Annotated in this window: 16 protein-coding genes; 11 read left to right on the top strand and 5 right to left on the bottom strand. The window is 71.8% G+C overall.

Features of this window, described 5'->3' with window-relative positions:
- Nucleotides 1-154 precede the first annotated feature (154 nt).
- Nucleotides 155-1,606: an MFS transporter gene (locus BA175_RS05145; RefSeq protein WP_069169997.1), complete on the bottom strand. Its 1,452-nt coding sequence runs from the start codon at nucleotides 1,604-1,606 to the stop codon at nucleotides 155-157.
- Between the two features lie 246 nt (nucleotides 1,607-1,852).
- Here BA175_RS05145 and BA175_RS05140 point away from each other — a divergent pair, with 246 nt between their 5' ends.
- The 6 genes from BA175_RS05140 to BA175_RS05115 all read left to right on the top strand — a co-directional run bounded on the left by BA175_RS05140 (nucleotide 1,853) and on the right by BA175_RS05115 (nucleotide 8,382).
- On the top strand, nucleotides 1,853-2,749 hold the full coding sequence (locus tag BA175_RS05140) for an RNA polymerase sigma factor SigF (RefSeq protein ID WP_069169996.1): 897 nt from the start codon (nucleotides 1,853-1,855) through the stop codon (nucleotides 2,747-2,749).
- 125 nt (nucleotides 2,750-2,874) lie between these two features.
- Nucleotides 2,875-4,125 (top strand): PP2C family protein-serine/threonine phosphatase, encoded by a 1,251-nt coding sequence (locus BA175_RS05135; RefSeq protein WP_069169995.1) that lies wholly within the window; start codon nucleotides 2,875-2,877, stop codon nucleotides 4,123-4,125.
- 122 nt (nucleotides 4,126-4,247) lie between these two features.
- On the top strand, nucleotides 4,248-5,819 hold the full coding sequence (locus tag BA175_RS05130; protein WP_107407536.1) for a sensor histidine kinase: 1,572 nt from the start codon (nucleotides 4,248-4,250) through the stop codon (nucleotides 5,817-5,819).
- On the top strand, nucleotides 5,816-6,259 hold the full coding sequence (locus BA175_RS05125) for a response regulator (protein WP_069169994.1): 444 nt from the start codon (nucleotides 5,816-5,818) through the stop codon (nucleotides 6,257-6,259). The genes BA175_RS05130 and BA175_RS05125 overlap by 4 nt, the downstream gene beginning before the upstream one ends.
- 98 nt (nucleotides 6,260-6,357) lie before the next feature.
- Nucleotides 6,358-6,813, top strand: a complete 456-nt coding sequence (locus BA175_RS05120; RefSeq protein WP_069169993.1) for an ATP-binding protein — start codon at nucleotides 6,358-6,360, stop codon at nucleotides 6,811-6,813.
- 375 nt (nucleotides 6,814-7,188) lie between these two features.
- Entirely contained in the window at nucleotides 7,189-8,382 is a 1,194-nt protein-coding gene (locus BA175_RS05115) for a DMT family transporter (RefSeq protein WP_175420742.1), read from the top strand.
- Here BA175_RS05115 and BA175_RS05110 read toward each other — a convergent pair.
- Nucleotides 8,352-9,740 (bottom strand): transglycosylase family protein, encoded by a 1,389-nt coding sequence (locus tag BA175_RS05110; RefSeq protein WP_069169991.1) that lies wholly within the window; start codon nucleotides 9,738-9,740, stop codon nucleotides 8,352-8,354. The genes BA175_RS05115 and BA175_RS05110 overlap by 31 nt on opposite strands.
- A 336-nt stretch (nucleotides 9,741-10,076) precedes the next feature.
- On the opposite strand from BA175_RS05110, the gene BA175_RS05105 reads away from it, so the two are divergent.
- Entirely contained in the window at nucleotides 10,077-10,463 is a 387-nt protein-coding gene (locus BA175_RS05105; RefSeq protein WP_069169990.1) for a hypothetical protein, read from the top strand.
- Between the two features lie 209 nt (nucleotides 10,464-10,672).
- On the opposite strand, the gene BA175_RS05100 is transcribed toward BA175_RS05105, so the two are convergent.
- Complete coding sequence (locus BA175_RS05100; RefSeq protein WP_069169989.1) at nucleotides 10,673-11,803, bottom strand: S1 family peptidase; 1,131 nt, start codon at nucleotides 11,801-11,803, stop codon at nucleotides 10,673-10,675.
- Nucleotides 11,804-12,216: 413 nt separating this feature from the next.
- On the opposite strand from BA175_RS05100, the gene BA175_RS05095 reads away from it, so the two are divergent.
- The 4 genes from BA175_RS05095 (at nucleotide 12,217) to BA175_RS05080 (ending at nucleotide 17,799) form a co-directional block, all read left to right on the top strand.
- On the top strand, nucleotides 12,217-12,681 hold the full coding sequence (locus BA175_RS05095; RefSeq protein WP_069169988.1) for a DUF5709 domain-containing protein: 465 nt from the start codon (nucleotides 12,217-12,219) through the stop codon (nucleotides 12,679-12,681).
- Nucleotides 12,682-12,934: 253 nt separating this feature from the next.
- A complete protein-coding gene (gene gndA / locus BA175_RS05090) occupies nucleotides 12,935-14,377 on the top strand; it encodes an NADP-dependent phosphogluconate dehydrogenase (RefSeq protein WP_069169987.1) in 1,443 nt (480 codons plus the stop codon).
- Between the two features lie 25 nt (nucleotides 14,378-14,402).
- Nucleotides 14,403-16,301, top strand: a complete 1,899-nt coding sequence (locus BA175_RS05085; RefSeq protein WP_069169986.1) for a helix-turn-helix domain-containing protein — start codon at nucleotides 14,403-14,405, stop codon at nucleotides 16,299-16,301.
- A gap of 109 nt (nucleotides 16,302-16,410) precedes the next feature.
- A complete protein-coding gene (locus tag BA175_RS05080) occupies nucleotides 16,411-17,799 on the top strand; it encodes a diaminopimelate decarboxylase (protein ID WP_069169985.1) in 1,389 nt (462 codons plus the stop codon).
- Between the two features lie 515 nt (nucleotides 17,800-18,314).
- Here the strand turns inward: BA175_RS05080 and BA175_RS05075 are convergent.
- Both BA175_RS05075 and panD read right to left on the bottom strand, forming a co-directional pair.
- Nucleotides 18,315-18,671 carry a GNAT family N-acetyltransferase gene (locus BA175_RS05075; protein WP_069169984.1) on the bottom strand — a complete coding sequence of 119 codons (357 nt, stop codon included), beginning with the start codon at nucleotides 18,669-18,671 and terminating at the stop codon, nucleotides 18,315-18,317.
- A gap of 45 nt (nucleotides 18,672-18,716) precedes the next feature.
- Entirely contained in the window at nucleotides 18,717-19,142 is a 426-nt protein-coding gene (gene panD / locus BA175_RS05070) for an aspartate 1-decarboxylase (RefSeq protein ID WP_069169983.1), read from the bottom strand.
- Nucleotides 19,143-19,324 lie beyond the last annotated feature (182 nt).

The following is a 19,324-nucleotide window of genomic DNA, read 5'->3' as shown; positions in this document are numbered from 1 at the left end:
TCACTCGCGCCGCCGCCGGGCGTGGGGAGGAGGTCCGGCCGGGGGCCGGCGAGGGCCGGCGCGCCACGGGCCGAGTGCCCCGGTCAAGTCTGCCACGACTCCGGAGCTGCTCCGTTCGGCCGCCGGGCCCGCCCGGTTCCGCGCGCCCCGGCCGTCAGGTCGCCGACAGCGGGGTGGCGATCTCCTCCAGGGATTTCTGCTCGGCCGGCACCGCGAAGAAGAGGGCGACCAGTCCGGCGGCCACCATGAGACCGGCCCCGACGCAGAACGCCAGGACGGTGTCGCCGACCACTCCGCTCTGTGTCAGGTCGGCGAAGACCAGGGGGCCGGTGATCCCTCCCGCCGCGGTGCCCACCGCGTAGAAGAACGCGATGGCCATCGCCCGGGTCTCCATGGGAAAGATCTCACTCACGGTCAGGTAGGCGGAGCTGGCGCCGGCCGAGGCGACGAAGAGGACCAGGCACCAGCATCCGGTCATCGTGACGGCCGTCAGGGCCCCGGCGCCGAACAGCCCCGCGGTACCGAAGAGCAGCACTCCGGAGAGGATGTACGTCCCCGCGATCATCGGCCTACGTCCGACGGTGTCGAAGAGGCGGCCGAGGAAGAGCGGCCCCAGGAAGTTGCAGAACGCGATGACGGCGAAGTAGTAGCCGGTGGCGCCGCTGGAGACGTCGAAGAACTTCACGAGGATCGAACCGAAGCCGAAGGTGATGGCGTTGTAGAGGAAGGCCTGCCCGATGAAGAGGGCGAGTCCGAGGACCGCCCTCTTGGGATAGGAGCGGAAGACGGTACGGGCGATGAGCCCGAAGCCGATGCTCCTGCGCTGCCGGACGGTGATGGAGGACGCGGCCGGAGGCAGGCTCGCGCCTGTCTCCGACTCCACCTCGCGCTCCACCCCGTCCACGAGTTCCTCCGCTTCCCGGTCACGGCCGTGGGTGACCATCCAGCGCGGGCTCTCCGGTACGTGGCGGCGGACGAGCAGGATCACCAGCCCGAGGACCACACCGAGGGCGAAGGTGAGCCGCCAGCCGAGATCCTTGGGAAAGATGCCGGTGTTCAGGGCGACCACGGAGAGCAGGGAGCCGGCCACCGCTCCGAGCCAGAAGCTGCCGTTGATGACGAGGTCGACGCGGCCCCGGTACTTACTGGGGATCAGCTCGTCGATGGCGGAGTTGATCGCCGCGTACTCCCCGCCGATGCCGAAGCCGGTGAGGAAGCGGAAGAGGAAGAACCACCAGGCCGAGAAGGAGATCGCGGTGAGGGCGGTCGCCGCCAGGTAGACGGCGAGGGTGATGAGGAAGAGTTTCTTGCGCCCGAAGCGGTCGGTGAGCCAGCCGAAGACCAGCGCGCCGGAGCAGGCTCCGGCTACATACAGCGCGGCCGCGATGCCGGTCACCTGGGCGTCACTGATGGCGAGTCCACTGCCGTCCTCGGAGAGCCTGCTGGCGATGTTGCCCACGACCGTGACCTCGAGGCCGTCCAGGATCCAGACGGTGCCCAGCCCGATGACGATCATCCAGTGCCATCGGGACCAGGGCAGCCGGTCAAGTCGCGCGGGGATCCTGGTGGTGACGGTGCGCAGTCCCGCCGCGCCGCTGTCGCTCATGTCCTCTCCTTCTGTTCCCGGGACCACCACACCTGCCCGGAATGAGACGCTCCTCACACACCGACCAGTAAGCGGATGGGACAAATACCCCTTAAAGCCATCAAATCGACCGACCCGAAAGGGTCGATGCGCGGAAAAACGTTCGGTCCGGGCAACACAGGGAAGAAGTTCGAAGACGAGGAGGCATGACTTCCGCGGAGGCGGGCAGGTGCCGGTGCGTACACCGGATTCAGGGAGGGCGACACCATGACGGCCATGTCAGTGCGAACCACCGAAACGATCGGCACGGCGGATGCGCAGTGCGACGAGGTGGGTACCGGTTCGGACGAGGCCGCGCTTCCGTGGATCGAGGACGCGGGCAAGATCGCGCCGCAGGACGCCCGCGCTCTGTCGAAGCTGTTCTTCGACCGGCTGCAGGTCCTCGAAGAGGGAACCCACGAGTACCAGTACGCGCGCAACACTCTGATCGAGATGAATCTCTCGCTGGTGCGGTTCGCCGCCTCGCGTTTCCGCAACCGGGGCGGTGACGACGCCGAGGACATCATCCAGGTGGGAACGATCGGCCTGATCAAGGCCATCGACCGGTTCGACCTGTCGCGTGAGGTGGAATTCGCCACATTCGCCGTGCCGTACATCGTCGGCGAGATCAAGCGGTTCTTCCGCGACACGACGTGGTCCGTGCACGTCCCGCGCCGGCTGCAGGAGCTGCGGGTCGAGCTGGCGAAGGCCAAGGAGCTGCTGTCGTCCGAGCTCGACCGCGACCCCACGGTCGCGGAGCTCGCCGCGCATCTGGATCTCCCCGAGGAAGAGATCATCGAGGGCCTGGTGGCGGCCAACGGGTACTCCGCGGGCTCGCTGGACACCCCCAGTGCCGACAGCGACTCCGGCGGCGACCAGCGGGCGTACGCCGATGTGCTGGGTGAGGAGGACCCCGGCATGGAGAGTGTCGAGAATCTGCACGCACTGGCTCCGCTGCTGCGCCAGCTGGACGACCGCGAGCGGAAGATCGTCCGCATGCGTTTCGGCCAGGAGATGACGCAGGCCCAGATCGGCGCCGAGCTCGGTGTGTCACAGATGCACGTGTCGCGGCTGCTCAGCAGGATCGTGCAGCGCCTGCGCGCGGGCATGTGCGTCGAGGCCTGAGCTTGGACACCTTGCCCACCATCAGACCGACCGAGGCCCGGCCGAGCGCCGGGCCTCGGTCACATATGCTTCACGGCGTTACGGCGCGGGGTGGCACGCGCCGTCCGTTCGAGGGAGTGTGGGGCGTGGCCGAATTGCCGCCGGGCGTTTCTGCGGGGCTGTTGGAGCCCGCGGGAATTCCGGAGCAGCAATCCGCTGGGGAAACATCCGTCTGGGACGTGGACGCCTCTCTGCTCCTGGTCGAGGACGACGCGGGCGACGCCCTGCTCGTCGAGGAGATGCTCAGCGACAGCGAGCTGGATTCCTCGCTCACGTGGTGCAAGACGCTGGCGGAGGCGCGGCGGTTCCTGCGGACCTCCCCCGCTCCGGTCTGTGTGCTGCTGGATCTCCACCTGCCCGATGCACACGGCCTCGCCGCGGTCCGTCAGGTGGTCGAGTCGGCCCCGGACGCGGCCATCGTCGTCCTGACGGGTCTCGACGAGTCCGAGACCGGCCTGTCGGCGGTCGCGCACGGCGCACAGGACTACCTCGTCAAGGGCCGGCTCGACCCCGAGGCCCTGGGCCGTGCGGTGCGCTACGCCCTGCAGCGCAAGCACGCCGAACGGTCGGCCGCCGCCATCCGGACCAGCCGGCTCATAGCCCAGGAGAACGCCCGCCTGGAACGCGCGCTGCTGCCCATCCCGCTGCTGCAGGACGACAGCTTCCGGGTCGCCGCACGGTACGAGGCCGGCCGTGCGCACGGGCTGCTGAGCGGTGACTTCTACGACGTCGTGCAGACGGACGACGGTGTGGTGCACGCCGTGATCGGTGACGTGTCCGGACACGGTGCCGCCGAGGCGGCTCTGGGCGTCTGTCTGCGGGTGGCCTGGCGCACGGCCGTGATGACCGGGGTCTCCCAGCTGGAGAAGATCAGCCTCCTGGAGGGGATACTCGCCGCCGAGCGGTCGGACCCCCATGTCTTCGCCACGGTGACCACGCTCGTCTTCCCGGCGAGCAGGGACCGGGTCAACATCGCGCGGGCCGGCCACCCCGGGCTGCTGCTCCGGCGCGGCACGGACGTCAGCTGGGTGGAGCCCGACGTGGGCATGGCCCTGGGTCTGCTTCCGGGTGCCGGCCGCTGGACGCTCACGGAGCTGGAGCTGCCCCCGGGCAGCGAACTCGTCCTCTTCACGGACGGTTTGTTCGAAGGCCGTACGGGCCCGCAGGCCCGTCTCGGCGAGGAAGGACTGCTGGCGATGGCCAAGAAACACGCCGATCTGGGGCCACGGGCCTTCGTGGACGCCCTGGTCGCGGGTGCCACGGAGAGCGCCGCTCCGTACGGAGGACTGGCCGACGACGTCGCCGTCCTCCACCTCGGCTGGCGGGCGGACGCGTGAGTACCACCGAGACCGTCGCGAGTGCCCCCGAGACCGTTGAGACGCCGGACCCCGCCGTGGCGGGCCCCGAGGCGGCCGGTGACGACTCCGCCGGGCAGCAGGGGATCATCGCCCGGCTTTCGGTGCAGAACTGGGTCCACCTGATCCTGGCGGGTTTCGTCCTGGTGGTCTGCGGGTGCCTCGTCGTCGGCGGGCTGGTCCTCTCCCGTATCTCCGACCGGACCACGGAACTGGTCGACCGGATCCAGCCCGCCCGCTCGGCGTCGTTCCAGTTGCAGAACGCCCTGCTCGACCAGGAGACCGGCGTACGCGGTTTCGCCCTCACCGGTGACACCTCGTTCCTGGAACCCTACGAGGCCGGGAAGCGGGCCGAGCGGATACACCTGGACCGCGTGCGCGCCCTGGTCGGGGACGAGCAGCCGTTCGCCGGCGACCTGGACCGGATCGAGGAGGCGGCCCGGCGCTGGCGCAGCCTGCGGGCCGAGCCGCTGATCGCCGCGGGGCGTGAGGGCGCAGAGGCCGGTGCGGCATCTCTCCCCGTCCGGCGGAGCAAGGCGGAGTTCGACACGCTGCGCGCGCTGTACACCGTCCAGCAGCAGGACCTGAGCACCGCGCGTGACCAGGTTCGTGCCGAGATCGACGACGCCCGTACCACCCGCGACCGGGTGCTCGCGGCGCTGCTGGTCGGGTTCCTGCTGACGGTCGTCTCGCTCAGTCTGCTGCTGCGCCGCGTGGTGGGCCGCCCGCTGGGCCGACTGACAGCGGCATCGAACGGGGTCCGCTCGGGCGCGTTCGGCCACCGGATCGAGGTCCACGGCCCCTCGGATGTCAGAGCGGTGGCCTCGGCGGTGGAGGACATGCGCCGCCGTCTGGTCGCGGAGCTCGCCGAGTCCCAGAAGCGCGAGACCCTGCTCGCCGAACAGACCGGGGAACTGCGGCGCTCCAACGCGGAGCTGGAGCAGTTCGCGTACGTGGCCTCGCACGACCTCCAGGAGCCGTTGCGCAAGGTGGCCTCCTTCTGCCAGCTGCTGGAGAAGCGGTACGGCACGGAGCTCGACGCACGCGGGAAGCAGTACATCGACTTCGCGGTCGACGGCGCCAAGCGGATGCAGGTCCTCATCAACGACCTGCTGACCTTCTCCCGGGTGGGGCGGGTCCACGAGAGCTGGAAGCCGGTCGACATGGAACGCTCGCTGGATCGCGCCCTGTCCAACCTCACCCTGGCCATCGAGGAGGCCGGCGCCACCGTCGTCCGTGAGGCTCCGCTGCCGGAGCTGCTCGGCGACTCGACGTCGCTGACCATGATCTGGCAGAACCTCATCGGGAACGCGGTCAAGTTCCGCCGTCCCGACGTGCCGTGCCGGATCACCGTCGGCTGCGTCCGGGAGGGTGACGACTGGCATCTGACGGTCGCGGACAACGGCATCGGGATCGCGCGGGAGTTCTCCGACAAGGTCTTCGTCATCTTCCAGCGCCTGCACGCCCGGGACGAGTACGAGGGGACGGGCATCGGTCTCTCCCTCTGCCGTAAGATCATCGAGTTCCACGGTGGCCGGATCTGGCTGGACCCTGAGCCCGCCGAGGGTACGCTGATTCACTTCACCCTGCCTGTACTTCCCGAGGCGCCCACACACACCACGGCCGAGCTGCTCGCACCCGCCGTGCTCAACCCCAGTTCCGGAGAGCCCGCGTGAACGACCCGGTCAAACCCATCGAGGTCCTGCTCGTCGAAGACGACCCCGGCGACGAGCTGATGACCCGTGAGGCCTTCGAGGACAACAAGATCCGCAATACGCTGCACGTCGTCCGCGACGGGCAGGAGGCGCTGGACTTCCTCTACCGCCGGGGCGAACACGCCGACGCGCCGCGTCCCGATCTCGTACTGCTCGACCTCAACCTGCCCAGGTACGACGGTCGGCAGGTGCTCGAGCGGATCAAGACGGATCCGGAACTGGCCCTGATCCCCGTGGTGGTCCTCACCACCTCCTCCGCGGAGGAGGACATCCTGCGCAGCTACAAACTGCACGCCAACGCCTATGTCACCAAGCCCGTGGACCTGGAGCAGTTCATCGGGGCGGTGCGCCAGATCGACGACTTCTTCGTCAGCGTGGTCCGGCTGCCCGGACGTGCGTAAAATCATTCAGGTCTCCTGGAGTGGGATCTTTCGACGCGGGTAGACGATCGGCGAGAAATGGTCGGTACGACCACCCTGCGGCGCCTTGGCTGGAGCACATGAACGATCAGGCCACCTCACGGCCGGACGACCCCTGTCGGGGGCTACCGTCCACGGATGTTCTGCTCACCGCCGAGGTGTTCGACGGCGAGCCCGGATGCATCGCACAGGCACGCGCGCTGGCCGATCGCTTTCTGGTCCGGCTGGCGGCGGAGTGGCTGGCGGTGCTCGGAGAGCACACCCGCAGCGATCTGATGCTCGCGGTCAGCGAACTCATCACCAACGCGGACCGGTACAGCCACGGACCGTACATGCTCGAGCTGGAGGGCAACGCCGAGCGCATCAGCATCACGGTGTACGACAGCAGTACGGCCCTCCCCGTCCTCTACTCCCCCGACCCGGACCGCCTCGGCGGCCACGGCATGGAGATCGTGGTCGCCCTCTGCGACCGGGTCACGGCCGAGCGGGTGCCCGTCGGCAAGCGCATCCGGGCGGAGTTCCAGCTCAGCACCTGACAGCTCGCGCGCCTCGGCGCCCGCCCCCGGACATGTGGTCCGGCGGCGGGCGCCGAGGCGTTACGGGCGTGCGGAGCGAGACCGGCCGCGTCGTGCGTGCGGCATGTCGGTACAGCCGGGGCGAGGGCCGGGCACGCAGGTACATGACATACCTCCCTGACGTACGTACGCGCCGTCCGGCCGTACCCGGGTCACGGGGAGCAGTCGCCCGTCGGCTCCCCGTGACCCGGGTACGGCATCTTCTGACGTCCGGCGGATGCGGGACTACCGTCGAGAGGAGGACCCGGGAGTGACGTACGTACTACCGGAGCAGTACGCCGGATCGCCGCCTCAGGGACGACGACTCGGCGGCCTCGACAGGACATCGTGGTGTACATGAGTTTCCTTGCGCTCTCCGTGCTCCTGTCACTGGTCTCCGCGGTCGCCTACGCGGCCGGGGCGATCGTCCAGGAGCACGTGGCGGCGGCCGGTGACGGCCGGCCGTACGCCCCGCTGCGCACCACCGTCTGGTGGGTGGCGGTGGCGCTGAACGGGGTGGGCGCACTGCTGCACGTCGTCGCTCTGGCCTACGGACCGCTCAGCCTCGTCCAGCCGCTGGGCGCACTGACGATCGTGTTCGCCCTGCCCATGGCGGCGCTGTTCGTCCACCGCAGGGCGGGCCGGACGGCCTGGCGGGGCGCGGTCATGGCAACGGTCGGACTGGCGGGGCTGCTGGCTCTCACGGGGAACCCGGGCTCGCGCACGCTTGCGGGTCCCGAGCAGTTGATGCTGGCGACCGCGACGTCCGGTGCGGTCGTCGTCGTGCTGCTGCTCGCGCGGGCCGTGACAGGGCGCCGTCCGATGCTGCGCAGCGTGGTACTGGCCACCGGCGCGGGGATCGCGTTCGGTATCGCGTCGGTGTTCACCAAGACCGTGGCGGTCGAGTGGACGTCCGGTTCGGTGACCTCGGGTCTGCCGACCCTGCTGGTGATCGGGGGCCTGGCCGCCGCGGGCCTGCTGCTCTCCCAGGCCGCCTACCGCGGAGCGGGGCTGACGGCTCCGCTGGCGACCGTCACGGTGGTGAATCCGGTGGTGGCCGCGGGGGTGGGCATCGCCCTGTTCGGGGAGCAGTTCCGCTACGGCGTGACGGGGACCCTGCTCGCGCTCGGCTGCGGGGCGCTGGCGGCGGCCGGACTGATCCTGCTGACCACGGAGCGGGTGGGGGCCGAGCGCCGCGCGGCGGAGAAGGCCAGGACGGAGGGGCGCGACCCTGCCGATGCGGGCACGGAGGTGCGTACGCCGGATCCTGTCACCCTGACGCGGACGGGGGACGCCCCACACGGTGCTCCGGCCGCGAGGGCGCTTCCCGTCCCCGGGAAGCAGCCGTCCCGGCATGAGCCGGACGGCCCTGCCCCGTTCCCGGCGCCGACGGGGGTGTCCCTGCCCCTGACGCGGGGGCACGGTGGTCGGCGCGTGGAGTTCGGCGGGAAGCCTTCCGGCGCCGGCTCGGGGCGCCGGGGCAACTTACGCGCCCAGGGCACCGAGGACGGCGGGGCCGTTCAGACGCTGACGCCGCCGGCCCTCAGGTAGGCCAAGGGGTCGATGTCGGAACCGTATCCGGGGCCGGTACGGATCTCGAAGTGCAGATGCGGGCCCGTGCTGTTGCCCGTCGAGCCCGAGCGTGCGATCCGCCGGCCGCTGCTCACCTGCTGGCCTTCGCGCACGTTGAGCGCGGAGAGGTGAGCGTACTGGCTGTACTTGCCGTCGCTGTGGCGGATGACGATCTCGTAGCCGTACGCCCCCGCCCAGCCGGCCGAGACGACCGTCCCGGAGGCCACGGCCCTCACCGAGGTTCCCGTGGGGACGGGGAAGTCGACGCCCGTGTGGTAGCCGCTCGACCAGGAACCCGCCTGGTGGTACGGGGTGCCGGTGCTCGCCTGCACGGGTGCGGTGTACCCCGAGTGCTGTCTGGCTTCCCTGGACTTGGCGGAGGGCTTCGAGACCTGTTTCGGAGCGGCTTCGCGCGTGCGCTCCGGGGCGGGCCTCGCGGTGCGCTCGGGAGCCGCTTGACGCGTGCGCTCCGGGGCGGGCCTCGCGGTGCGTTCCGGGGCCGCTTCGGCCGTGCGCTCCGTCGGGTGGGCCGGCTTGGCCCCCGGTCCCCCGGCGGGCCTGGCGGCCTCCTTCCGCTTCGGCGCTCCTGTTGCCGTGCTCGGCGCCTCGGCGACGTCGAGGCGGAGACGCTGCCCCGGGAAGATGAGGTCGGGGTCCGTGCCGACCACGGAGCGGTTCGCGGCGTACAGGCGCTGCCAGCCGCCCTGTACCCGCTCGGCGGACGCGATGCCGGAGAGGGAGTCGCCGCGCTCCACGGTGTACGCGTCCCGCTCCCCCGGGGCGGACGTCGCCGACGCGGACGCCTGACCGGACCGGCCCCGCGGGGCCTCCGAAGGCGCGGACGCGGTCTCGGCCCGGGCGGATCCGTCCGCAGCGGCCCTGTCCCTCACGGCTCCGGCCTTCGTCCCGTCGACCGGCGTGCTGCGCCGTGACTGCGGAGCGATGTCCGGCGCGTCACCTCCGCGGGTCAGGCCGGCCTGCACCGAGCAGGTGGGCCACGCGCCCGGTCCCTGCCCGTTCAGCACCTTCTCGGCGACGGCTGTCTGCTGCTCCCGGGTGGCCAGATCGGCGCGGGGGGCGAAGGCGGTGCCCCCGTAGGCGGCCCAGGTCGAGCCGGTGAACTGGAGGCCGCCGTAGAAGCCGTTACCCGTGTTGATGTGCCAGTTGCCGCTCGACTCGCAAGCGGCGACCTTCTCCCACACGTCCTGGGATGCCGCGCCCGCCGGTGCGGCCGCGAGGAGCGGAAGCGCGAGGCCCGCGCCGCCCGCCGTCACCGTGAGCGAGGCACGGTTGATCAGGCTGGGCTGATATCTGCGGTGCCGTCCGTTCGCGGCCATGACTCGGCTCCCCCACTGGCTCTAGGACACGTCGCAGGCGTCAACTTATGGGGAGGCAAAGGGATGTGACAAGGGGGCCCTCTCGATCCCGGCACTGCCGGTGTCTTCCGCGCCCCCTGCGCGCTCGATCTGCGCTCCATTCGCACTGGGCGCACGCTCGGCTCACCCGCCGTACCGCTTCCGTCGGCCTCCGGAGCGGTACGCGGGACGGGTGGGCGGTGCCCAGCCCGCCGCCGTGGGCCGGCCGGGCGTCCCGTGCCGGCCTCCGCCCTCCCGCGCGCGAGCGGTGCGGACAGCCGATCCGGTTCGGGCTGCGGGTACACCTATGCTCACCGTATGGAGCAGAGCGAAGTCCTCAAGCGAGTGATCGGCATCCTGACCGAGGCGGGCGAGATGCAGCGCCAGGCCGAGGACATGAGCGGGGGCGACCTGGAGGCGGGCGGCAGCATCGTGACCACCCTCCTCAACGAGACGATGCCGCACATCGCCATCCCCGCCGATGCGAGCGTCGAGGAGATGGCCGCCCTGGTCGGCCGTGAAGTCGGCGGAGCCGTGGAGCAGTTGGTCGGAGCGTTCACCCTGGCGTTCATCGCGCTCGCCCAGATCCACGACTCCGGCCAGCAGGACGTGACCTCCACCGACGTGCTGCAGGACCTCGCACTGCGCGCCGAGGAGCTCAGCGCCGACGACGAGGGCGAGGAGGGCCCCGAGGGCTCGCTCTAGCTCCGGAGCGGAGCGTGCCGAGGGGCCGGGGCCGGTAGCTGGAACGGACCGGACCGAGGGGCCGGGACCGGGCAACCCGGCCGGGGACGGCCCGGCCGGCGCGGACCTCCGCGTCCCCCGTACGGCCCGGGTCTGCTGCGGTACCGGGCCCGGTACCGCAGCAGACCGCTCACGCACCGTCGGGGTCACCGGGCCCCGGCGGGGGCGGTTCAGGCGGTGTGCAGCCTGAGTCCGTAGCGGTTGAGGATCTCGTTGATGGGCTGGTGCCAGGTCTCGCCGCCGCCGCTGCAGTTACCCCAGCCGCCCGAGGTGACTCCCTGCGCCTGGTCACCGCTGATGAACGAGCCGCCCGAGTCGCCCGGTTCGGCGCACACACTGGTCTTCGTCATCTGGTGGACGGCGCCCTGGCTGTAGTTCACGGTCTCGTTCTTCGCCAGAACGTTGCCGCAGTGCCAGTGGGTGGTGGAGCCGGACCGGCAGATCGAGGCGCCGATCGGGGCCTCGTTGGATCCGCGTACCAGTTGGTCGGAGACCTGGCCCCAACCGAGGACGACCGGTACGGTCCACCAGCCGCTGCCCACGTTGACCCAGGCGTAGTCGTTGTCGGGGAAGGACGAGCCCTGGAAGTTGCCTATGGCCGAGCCGTCCCATCCTCTGACCGCTCCGCCCGCCTGGCCGCAGTGGCCTGCCGTGACGAAGCCGCCGTGGACGGAGAACCCGATGGAGCAGCGGACGTTGCCCGTGTAGTACGGGTCTCCGCCGACCGTTCCCGCGGCGAACGTCCGCGGGGCCTCGGCGGTCTCCTTCACCGTGACCGGGCCGGCCTTCCGCGCCTTCGCGAGGAAGGCACGGACATCGTTGTCACGCCGTTCCGACGCGACGACGTTCACCACGACGGTGTTCGCCCGCGGATCGACGTGCCAGCTGCTGATGCCGCTCGGCGCGGCGAGTGCGTCCAGCCGGTCCTTGGCGGTGTCCAGCTGCCGGGCGGTGTGTTCGACCAGTCGGGTCTCGGCGCCGGCCGCGCGCACGGAACGGGCGGCCGTACGGTCCGTGACGGCGACCGTGAGCTTCCCGGACGCGGTGTCGAACCACGAGCCGCCGAAGGAGGCGCCGGCCGCCTTCTGCGCGGGGGCCTGCAGAGCGGTCGCCTCCTTCTCCGCGGTCAGCCGCGCCTCCGCCTGGGCTTGCGTCAGACCCAGGTCCCGCTGCATCGCGGAGATCAGGCCTGCGGACGCCTGCGGTTCGGCGGGGGGAGTGTCCGCGGCGGAGGCCTGGGTGACGCCGGCGGCTGCCCAGGTGCCGAGGATGAGCAGGGCGGACAGACCGGTCCGCACCATCGTCGTGTGTCTCACGGGGAGTTCCCCTTCTGTTGTTCCAGCATCGTGGGGGTGGAACAGGCGCCTGAGATCGCTCTGAGAGCGCTCTCAGGCGGCTTCCAGGACTGTAGTGGAGGGGAGCTAGGCAGGTCCATGCCAATGACAGGACAGATCGCCGGCCCCGGCCGGATACCCGCGTCGTACCGGACAGGTGCGTCGTGACCGACAGTCGTCGGCCGGCGCCGTCATCCCGGGGTCGTCACCTCCGGGTCCTCGTCCCGGTCCGGTGCCCGCGGGGTGGGGAACGGGCTTCCGTTGCGTCCCTCCCGGGACCGGAGTGGAATTGCGTACAGGGACACGGATGGGCGTGAGCGAGAACGGCGCCCCCGCGACACGGCGGCAGGCCGTCCGCACCGGACCGGAAGGGACGCACCATGACCGACACCGACCGAGGGGACGACGTCTACCAGCCCCAGGAACCGGAGGCCTTCGACCGGGACGACCTGCTCGACCTGGAGGACACCCTGGACACGTCCGGGGTCACCGACCTCCTCGACGAGGGGTACTCACCGCCCGAACGGCCGTGGGCGGTCGACGACGAAGGCACCACCGCATCGGAGCAGCACTCCCGCGAATCACTCGCCACCCGCCTGACCAGGGAAGTCCCCGAGGGAGCCGGCTCCCCCGGCGACGGTCTGGGTGATCTGGCGGACGGTGACGGAGAGCTCTACGACACGGAGGTGGGCACCGACCGCGCCGGCCGGCTCACCCAGCAGGGCGACGGCCACGTCGAGGCCACGCTCACCGCGCAGGACGTCGGCATCGACGGTGCCGCGGCCTCGGCGGAGGAGGCGGCGATGCATGTGATCCCCGAGGAGGGGGATGAGCAGAGGTACTGACCGATCCCCACGGCGACGGGCGGGTACCGGCACGGAACCGCCGCGCGCGTCAGAGGGTACGCGGAGGTGAGGTGCCGGACGCACGGCGCCCGGGCCTCGTACACCTGACCGGCCCTCGCTTCCGGCACGCCCCGCCCCGCCCTCCTCCTTCCGGCCACTTCCCCGTCCCTCCCCCGAGTCCCTTCTCCGTCGCCCCCCTTTCGATCCCTCCCTCCTCCCCTTCCCCCCCGCACCGGACAGCAGGAGCAGACAGATGAGCGGCACTGCGCAGATCGGCGTCACAGGCCTGGCGGTCATGGGCCGCAACCTCGCTCGCAACTTCGCCCGCAACGGCTTCACCGTGGCGGTGCACAACCGCACCACCGCGAAGACCGACGCCTTGGTCGAGGATTTCGGCGACGAGGGCACGTTCGTCCCCGCGCACACCCCCGAGGAGTTCGTGGCCGCCCTGGAACGCCCACGGCGCCTCGTGATCATGGTGAAGGCCGGGGAGCCGACCGACGCCGTGATCAAGGAGTTCGCCCCGCTCCTGGAGGAGGGTGACGTCGTCATCGACGGCGGCAACGCTCACTTCGAGGACACGAGGCGCCGCGAGAAGGAACTGCGGGAACAGGGGATCCACTTCGTCGGCGTGGGCATCTCCGGAGGCGAGGAGGGGGCACTGAACGGGCCGAGCATCATGCCGGGCGGCTCGGAGGAGTCCTACGCGTCGCTGGGTCCGATGCTGGAGAAGATCGCGGCCAAGGCGAAGGACGGGACGCCCTGCACCACCCATATCGGGCCGGACGCCGCCGGTCACTTCGTGAAGATGGTCCACAACGGCATCGAGTACGCCGACATGCAGCTCATCGCCGAGGCCTACCACCTGCTGCGTGCCGTCGCCGGCTACTCCCCCGCGCAGATCGCGGACACCTTCCGCAGCTGGAACACCGGACGCCTGGACTCCTACCTCATCGAGATCACCGCCGAGGTGCTCGCCCACACGGACGCGGCGACCGGCTCCCCGTTCGTCGACGTCGTCCAGGACCGGGCGGAGCAGAAGGGCACCGGACGCTGGACCGTACAGATCGCCCTCGACCTCGGCGTGCCCGTGTCCGGTATCGCCGAGGCGGTCTTCGCCCGCTCCCTGTCCGGCCACGCCGACCTCCGGGAGGCGGCCCGCGGCCTGCCCGGCCCGTCGGCCGCACCGCTGGGCACGGAGGAGGCGGCCGCCTTCGCCGACCGGGTCGAGCAGGCGCTGTACGCCTCCAAGATCGTGTCCTACACGCAGGGGTTCCACCAGATCAGGGCGGGCAGCGAGACGTACGACTGGGACATCGACCTCGGGGCGGTGGCATCGATCTGGCGGGCCGGGTGCATCATCCGCGCTGCCTTCCTGGACCGGATCCGCGCGGCGTACGACAGCCGGCCCGACCTGCTGAGCCTCCTCTCCGACCAGCAGTTCGCCGACGAGATCGGTGCGGCGCAGGACGACTGGCGCACGGTGATCGCCGAGGCCGTACGGCAGGGAGTGCCGACCCCCGGCTTCGCGGCGGCCCTCTCGTACTACGACGGGCTGCGCGCCGACCGGCTGCCCGCGGCGCTCACCCAGGGCCAGCGTGATTTCTTCGGGGCCCACACCTACCGGCGCACCGACCGGGACGGCTCGTTCCACACACTGTGGGGCGGCGACAGGTCGGAGGTCCCGGCCGGCTGATCAGCCGTCCTCGTATGCTCGGCCCGTGACCAGCAGCCCGTCTCCCGCCGAACCGGATCCCGGGGCAACCCTCCGCCGGCTCCTCGCCTACGACGACGCGGGGACGCTGCGACTGCTGGTGGCTCCCGCCCAGCGGGACGTGGCGGTGCGGGCCGTGGTCTTCGGCGACGAGGGGGCGGGCGGCCACGCCGGTGGGCACGTGGTGCTGGCGGTCGGTCCGTCCGCCGCCTGCGCCGACGCGACGGAGGCCGTGCGGGAGGCGGCCCGGAGCGGTGCCTGCGCCGTGGTGCTGCGGGAGACGGAGGGAGCGCCTGCGGCACCGGAGGTCCTGGCCGCGGCCGCCGAGGCGGGGGTCGCCTTGCTCGCCAGGGCGGCCTGGACGGACTGGAGCGACACCGCCGCGTTGCTGCGCTCCGCGCTGGCCCTCGCCGCGGCGACCACCGGCGACCCGGGAGCGGACGCCCACCCGTACGGCGACGACCTCGACGCGCTGGCCGCCGCCATCGCCGCGCGTACGGGGGGCTCGATCACGATCGAGGACACCTCGTTCCGGGTACTGGCCCACTCGGCGACCCTGCCGGAGGCCGACGGCGTACGCCGTTCCACGATCCTGGGCGGCCGGGTGCCGGAGTGGCGGATCGCGGAACTGCGGCGCAGCGGGGTGCTGCGGGCGCTGTGGACCTCCCGGGACGTGATCCGCCGGCCCGCCGACGGCGACAGCCCCGAGCGCCTGGTCGTCGCCGTCCGTAACGGCCCCGAGGTACTGGGCTCGATCTGGGCGGCGGCGGACGGCCGCAGCCTCTCGCTCCGTGCCGGGGACGCACTGCGGCGGGCCGCCGAGGCCGCCGCCCCGCTCCTGGTGAGGCACCGGCTGCGGGAGAGCGGAGCCGTACGCCGCCGGGACGGGGCCCTGCGCGGGCTGCTGTACGGGCAGGGCGACGGGCGCACGCACGCGTGGTCGCTGGGGCTAGCGCCGGAGGCCCCGTGCGCGGTGGTGATCGCGGAACCCGCCGGGGCCCCGGGGCACGGCGTACGGCCGGAACCGGTGGGAGGCACTCAGCCGCCCCACGCCGATGCGACACCTTCCGTCGGCGGTACGACGCCGCCCGTCGGCGGTACGACGCCGCCCGTCGGCGGTACGACGCCGCCCGTCGGCGGTGCGTCGCCGTTCCCGGACCCGGAGCCGGGCACCGCGGACGCCTCCCTGCCCCACGTACCGGAGCCGTCCGGTGCGCCGCCGCCTCCTGAGGGCCCGTGGACGCCCGCATTCGGTACGTGGTCGGGGATTCGGCGGACGCTGGACGCGCTGGCGCTGCAGGCCTTGTCGTACCGCTCCGGTGTCCTGGTGCTGCGTGAGGCCGAGCGGCTGCTCGTGCTGTTCCCCTTGCGCGGCGGCGGTCAGGAACGCGAGGTGCTCGGCCTCGCCCGGGAACTGGCCGGCCTGGCGTCCGCCCTGCCCGGCGGGGTCCCCGTACGGGCCGGGGCCGGGTGCGTGGTCCCGTCCGCCGTCGAAGCCGCCGCCTCCCGGGAGGAGGCCGCTCTGGTGGTGCGGGTGCTGCGGGAGCGGGAACGGCGGGGCGGGCCGGGCCCGGCACTGCGGCACGCGGGGCCCGCGGAGGCCGGGCCGGGGATCGACGTCCTGCGTGCCCTGGACGCGGTGCGGCCGCTGTGGGAGGCGGGCACCGGCCCCGTGCACGACCTCGTGCGCTCCGATCTCACGGCCGGCGGTGTGCTGGTGCGGTCGCTGGCCGCGTATCTCGACGCCTCGGGTGACGTGGTGCGGGCGGCGCGGCGGCTCGTCGTCCATCCCAATACGCTGCGGTACCGCCTTCGCCGTGTGCGGGAGCGGTTCGGCGTCGATCTCGACGACCCGGACACCCGGCTGCTGCTCACACTCGCGGTGCGGCTGGCGGGTGACACGTGACCGCCGGGTGGCACGTCGGTCCGCGAGTTGTGCGTCCGGACGGGCTGCGCCGCCGGCGTTGTCCTGCGCGACGAAGACCCGGGGGGTTCCTCTCGTCCACTCTCGCCGTATGACATCGACGACTCGCGCCGCAGGCGCGGCACACTCCCCGCCCGGCCCGCGCGCGGCACGGTTCGCCGAGGCGGTCCGCCGGGCCGTGGCGGACGGACTGCTCGGCGAGCGGCAGCCCGTGGCCGGTTTCCTCGACGTGGACGGTGTCCGGGACTCCGTCACCGCGCTGCACGAGGCCTTCGCCTCGGTTCCGGGCGTGCCCGTCCTGCACACCTTCGCCGCGAAGGCCGCCTCCCTCGTCCCTGTGCTGCGGCTGCTCGCCGACTGCGGCATGGGCTGCGAGGTGGCGAGCCCGGGTGAGCTGCGGCTCGCCGTCGAGGCGGGGTTCGCCCCGGAGAGGATCGTCCTGGACTCCCCCGCGAAGACCCGGGAGGAGCTGCGGCTGGCGCTGGCGCTCGGTGTGGCGGTGAACGCCGACAGCCCGGGCGAACTGCGCCGCATCGGGGAACTGCGCTCCCCGGACTCGGCGTCCGTACTCGGGCTGCGCGTCAATCCGCAGGTGGGAGGCGGCTCCATCGGGGCGATGAGCACCGCGACGGCCACCTCCAAGTTCGGTGTGGCCCTGCGTGACCCGGGCGCCCGCGAACAGGTCGTCCAGGCCTTCGCGGAGCGTCCCTGGCTGACCCGGCTCCACACCCACGTGGGCTCCCAGGGCTGCCCGCCGGAACTCATCGCCGAGGGCATCGCCGAGACGTACGGGCTGGCCGAGGAGATCAACGCCACGGTGGGGGCCCGGCAGGTCACCGGGATCGACATCGGCGGCGGGCTGCCGGTCAACTTCGCCGACGACGAGGTGCGTCCCGCCTTCTCGGACCATGTGGCCGCACTCCGGGCGGCGGCTCCGGGCCTCTTCGACGGCCGCTACCACCTGGTCACCGAGTTCGGCAGGTCCCTGCTGGCGAAGAACGGCTTCATCGGGGCGCGCGTGGAGTACACGAAGGACGCGGGCGGCCGCCGCATCGCGCTCACCCACGCCGGGGCCCAGATCGCCACCCGTACGGTCTTCATGCCCGAGGCCTGGCCGCTCCGGGTGGGCGTGTTCGACGGGGAAGGACGCCCCCGGAGCGGGCCGCCGATGGTCCAGGACGTCGCGGGGCCCTGCTGTTTCGCCGGGGATGTGGTCGCTCACGCCCGGGAACTGCCCGAGATCCGGGAGGACGACTTCGTCGTCCTGTACGACACCGGGGCGTACTACTTCTCCACCCCGTGGGCCTACAACAGCCTTCCGCGGCCCGCCGTGTACGGCTTCTCCTTCGGCCCGGACGGAGACGGACCGCACTTCGCCCCGGTGCGCGACGCGCAGTCCCTGGATGCGGTGGCTGCGGAGAGCGGGCTGGACCACGCGGACGCGCTGACGGCTCTGACCGAACGCAGGCCGGCCCCCTGACACGGCGCTCCGGAACCGGCCGGCCACCATGCTGCCCGCTCGGCGGGGGCGCCGGCCGAGCGGGCGGGGCCGGTACCCGCACGGCCTTCGGCTCCGGCCGTCGGCCCGGTCCGCGGGCAGCTCAGCCCGCAGGCTGCGGCGAGGGCTCCGGTTCAGGTACGGGCTCCGGGTTCGGGCTCGGCGGCTGCGGAATCGGATCCGGTGCCGGGCCGGGCGGCACCGGCTGCGGCGGGCCGGGGGGCGGGGAGGGAACGGGTGCCGGGTCCGGCGCGGGCGGCGTCGGCACCGGCGACGGCGGGCCGGGCACGGGCGGGGCCGGCGGGGGCGGAACCGGGTCGGGAATCGGATGGGTCATCTCGGGCCTCCAACAGCAGACAAAGGTACGAGCGGATCGAGATGGTCGCATCTCCACCGTCTCCCGATGCGGCTGCCCGCGCCTGCCGAGTCCACACGTGATACCGCGGCCGTCCCCGTACGCGGTCCCTCTCGCCCGGCCCCGCACTCCCCGGCCGGGATCAGAGCAGCTCAGGGTGCGACTCGAGCTGCCTCTGCGCGCCCCGGACCAGTTCCTCCGGGGCTTCGGGAGCCTGCTCGGGGTGGCGGGTGGCCCACTTCGCGACGTACGGGCAGAGCGGGACCACGGGTACCCCCTCGCGGGCCGCCATGGTGTAGAACTCCCGGGCGAGGGCCCCCGCGATGCCCTTCCCCTCGTACGCCGGCCTGACGACGGTGTGGACGGCGACCAGGGCGCCGGGCTCCGGGTACATCACGAAGTACGCGATGGTTCCGGCGACCGTACCGTCCTCGTACGCCACCAGTTTGCCGTGCTCGCGGTCGTCGCGGATCTCCACCGACGTGTTCTCTGCTGCCATGGGGTTGCTCCTCGAAGGCTGGACGCGAATCGGGAAACGGTCGGATCAGGCCTGTGCGGGCACCGCGTGCGGACTGCGCTCCGTACGGGAACCCGGCACGGGTGCCGACGCGTCGGCCCCCAGGGCGACGATGCGGTTGTCCGCGTCGACGTGCACGACGCGCGGCGTGAAGGTGCGGGCCTCGGCGTCCTCCACCTGGGCGTAACTGATGAGGATCACCAGGTCACCGGGGTGCACCAGGTGGGCGGCGGCTCCGTTGATCCCGATGACACCGGAACCACGCTCCCCCTCGATGACGTACGTCTCGAGCCGGGCACCGTTGTCGATATCCACGATATGGACGAGCTCGCCGGGCAGCAGGTCAGCCGCGTCCATCAGATCCGCGTCAACCGTCACGGACCCGACATAATGCAGGTCGGCCTGGGTGACGGTGGCCCGGTGGATCTTGGACTTGAACAGAGTACGCAGCACTTTGGACTCCTGGAAGACGGCTCCCTGCCTGCTTTGTGCAGGTCAGGGGCGTTGTTCACTGTACACGGGCACGCGTGGAACTCGAAGATGTCGAGGGACGACAGTTGGTCCGACAAATGGCACCAATGCCCCTATTTCGCTACGATGCGCTGCGCCCTGGCCACCACCGGCACGCAGGCCCG

Source organism: Streptomyces griseus (assembly GCF_001715295.1).
Classification (GTDB): Bacteria; Actinomycetota; Actinomycetes; order Streptomycetales; family Streptomycetaceae; genus Streptomyces; species Streptomyces griseus_G.
The sequence above is the reverse complement of the archived record's forward strand: the minus strand, read 5'-3'. Positions and strand labels throughout refer to the sequence as shown.

Bases quoted from the DNA above. Each gene is read 5' to 3' on its own strand.
- BA175_RS05095 (WP_069169988.1), top strand. From the start codon at position 12,217: ATGACCGACACCGACCGAGGGGACGACGTCTACCAGCCCCAGGAACCG.
- BA175_RS05080 (WP_069169985.1), top strand. From the start codon at position 16,411: ATGACATCGACGACTCGCGCCGCAGGCGCGGCACACTCCCCGCCCGGC.
- BA175_RS05075 (WP_069169984.1), bottom strand. From the start codon at position 18,671: ATGGCAGCAGAGAACACGTCGGTGGAGATCCGCGACGACCGCGAGCAC.
- BA175_RS05120 (WP_069169993.1), top strand. From the start codon at position 6,358: ATGAACGATCAGGCCACCTCACGGCCGGACGACCCCTGTCGGGGGCTA.
- gndA (WP_069169987.1), top strand. From the start codon at position 12,935: ATGAGCGGCACTGCGCAGATCGGCGTCACAGGCCTGGCGGTCATGGGC.
- BA175_RS05140 (WP_069169996.1), top strand. From the start codon at position 1,853: ATGACGGCCATGTCAGTGCGAACCACCGAAACGATCGGCACGGCGGAT.
- BA175_RS05145 (WP_069169997.1), bottom strand. From the start codon at position 1,606: ATGAGCGACAGCGGCGCGGCGGGACTGCGCACCGTCACCACCAGGATC.
- BA175_RS05110 (WP_069169991.1), bottom strand. From the start codon at position 9,740: ATGGCCGCGAACGGACGGCACCGCAGATATCAGCCCAGCCTGATCAAC.
- BA175_RS05115 (WP_175420742.1), top strand. From the start codon at position 7,189: ATGAGTTTCCTTGCGCTCTCCGTGCTCCTGTCACTGGTCTCCGCGGTC.
- BA175_RS05105 (WP_069169990.1), top strand. From the start codon at position 10,077: ATGGAGCAGAGCGAAGTCCTCAAGCGAGTGATCGGCATCCTGACCGAG.
- BA175_RS05100 (WP_069169989.1), bottom strand. From the start codon at position 11,803: ATGGTGCGGACCGGTCTGTCCGCCCTGCTCATCCTCGGCACCTGGGCA.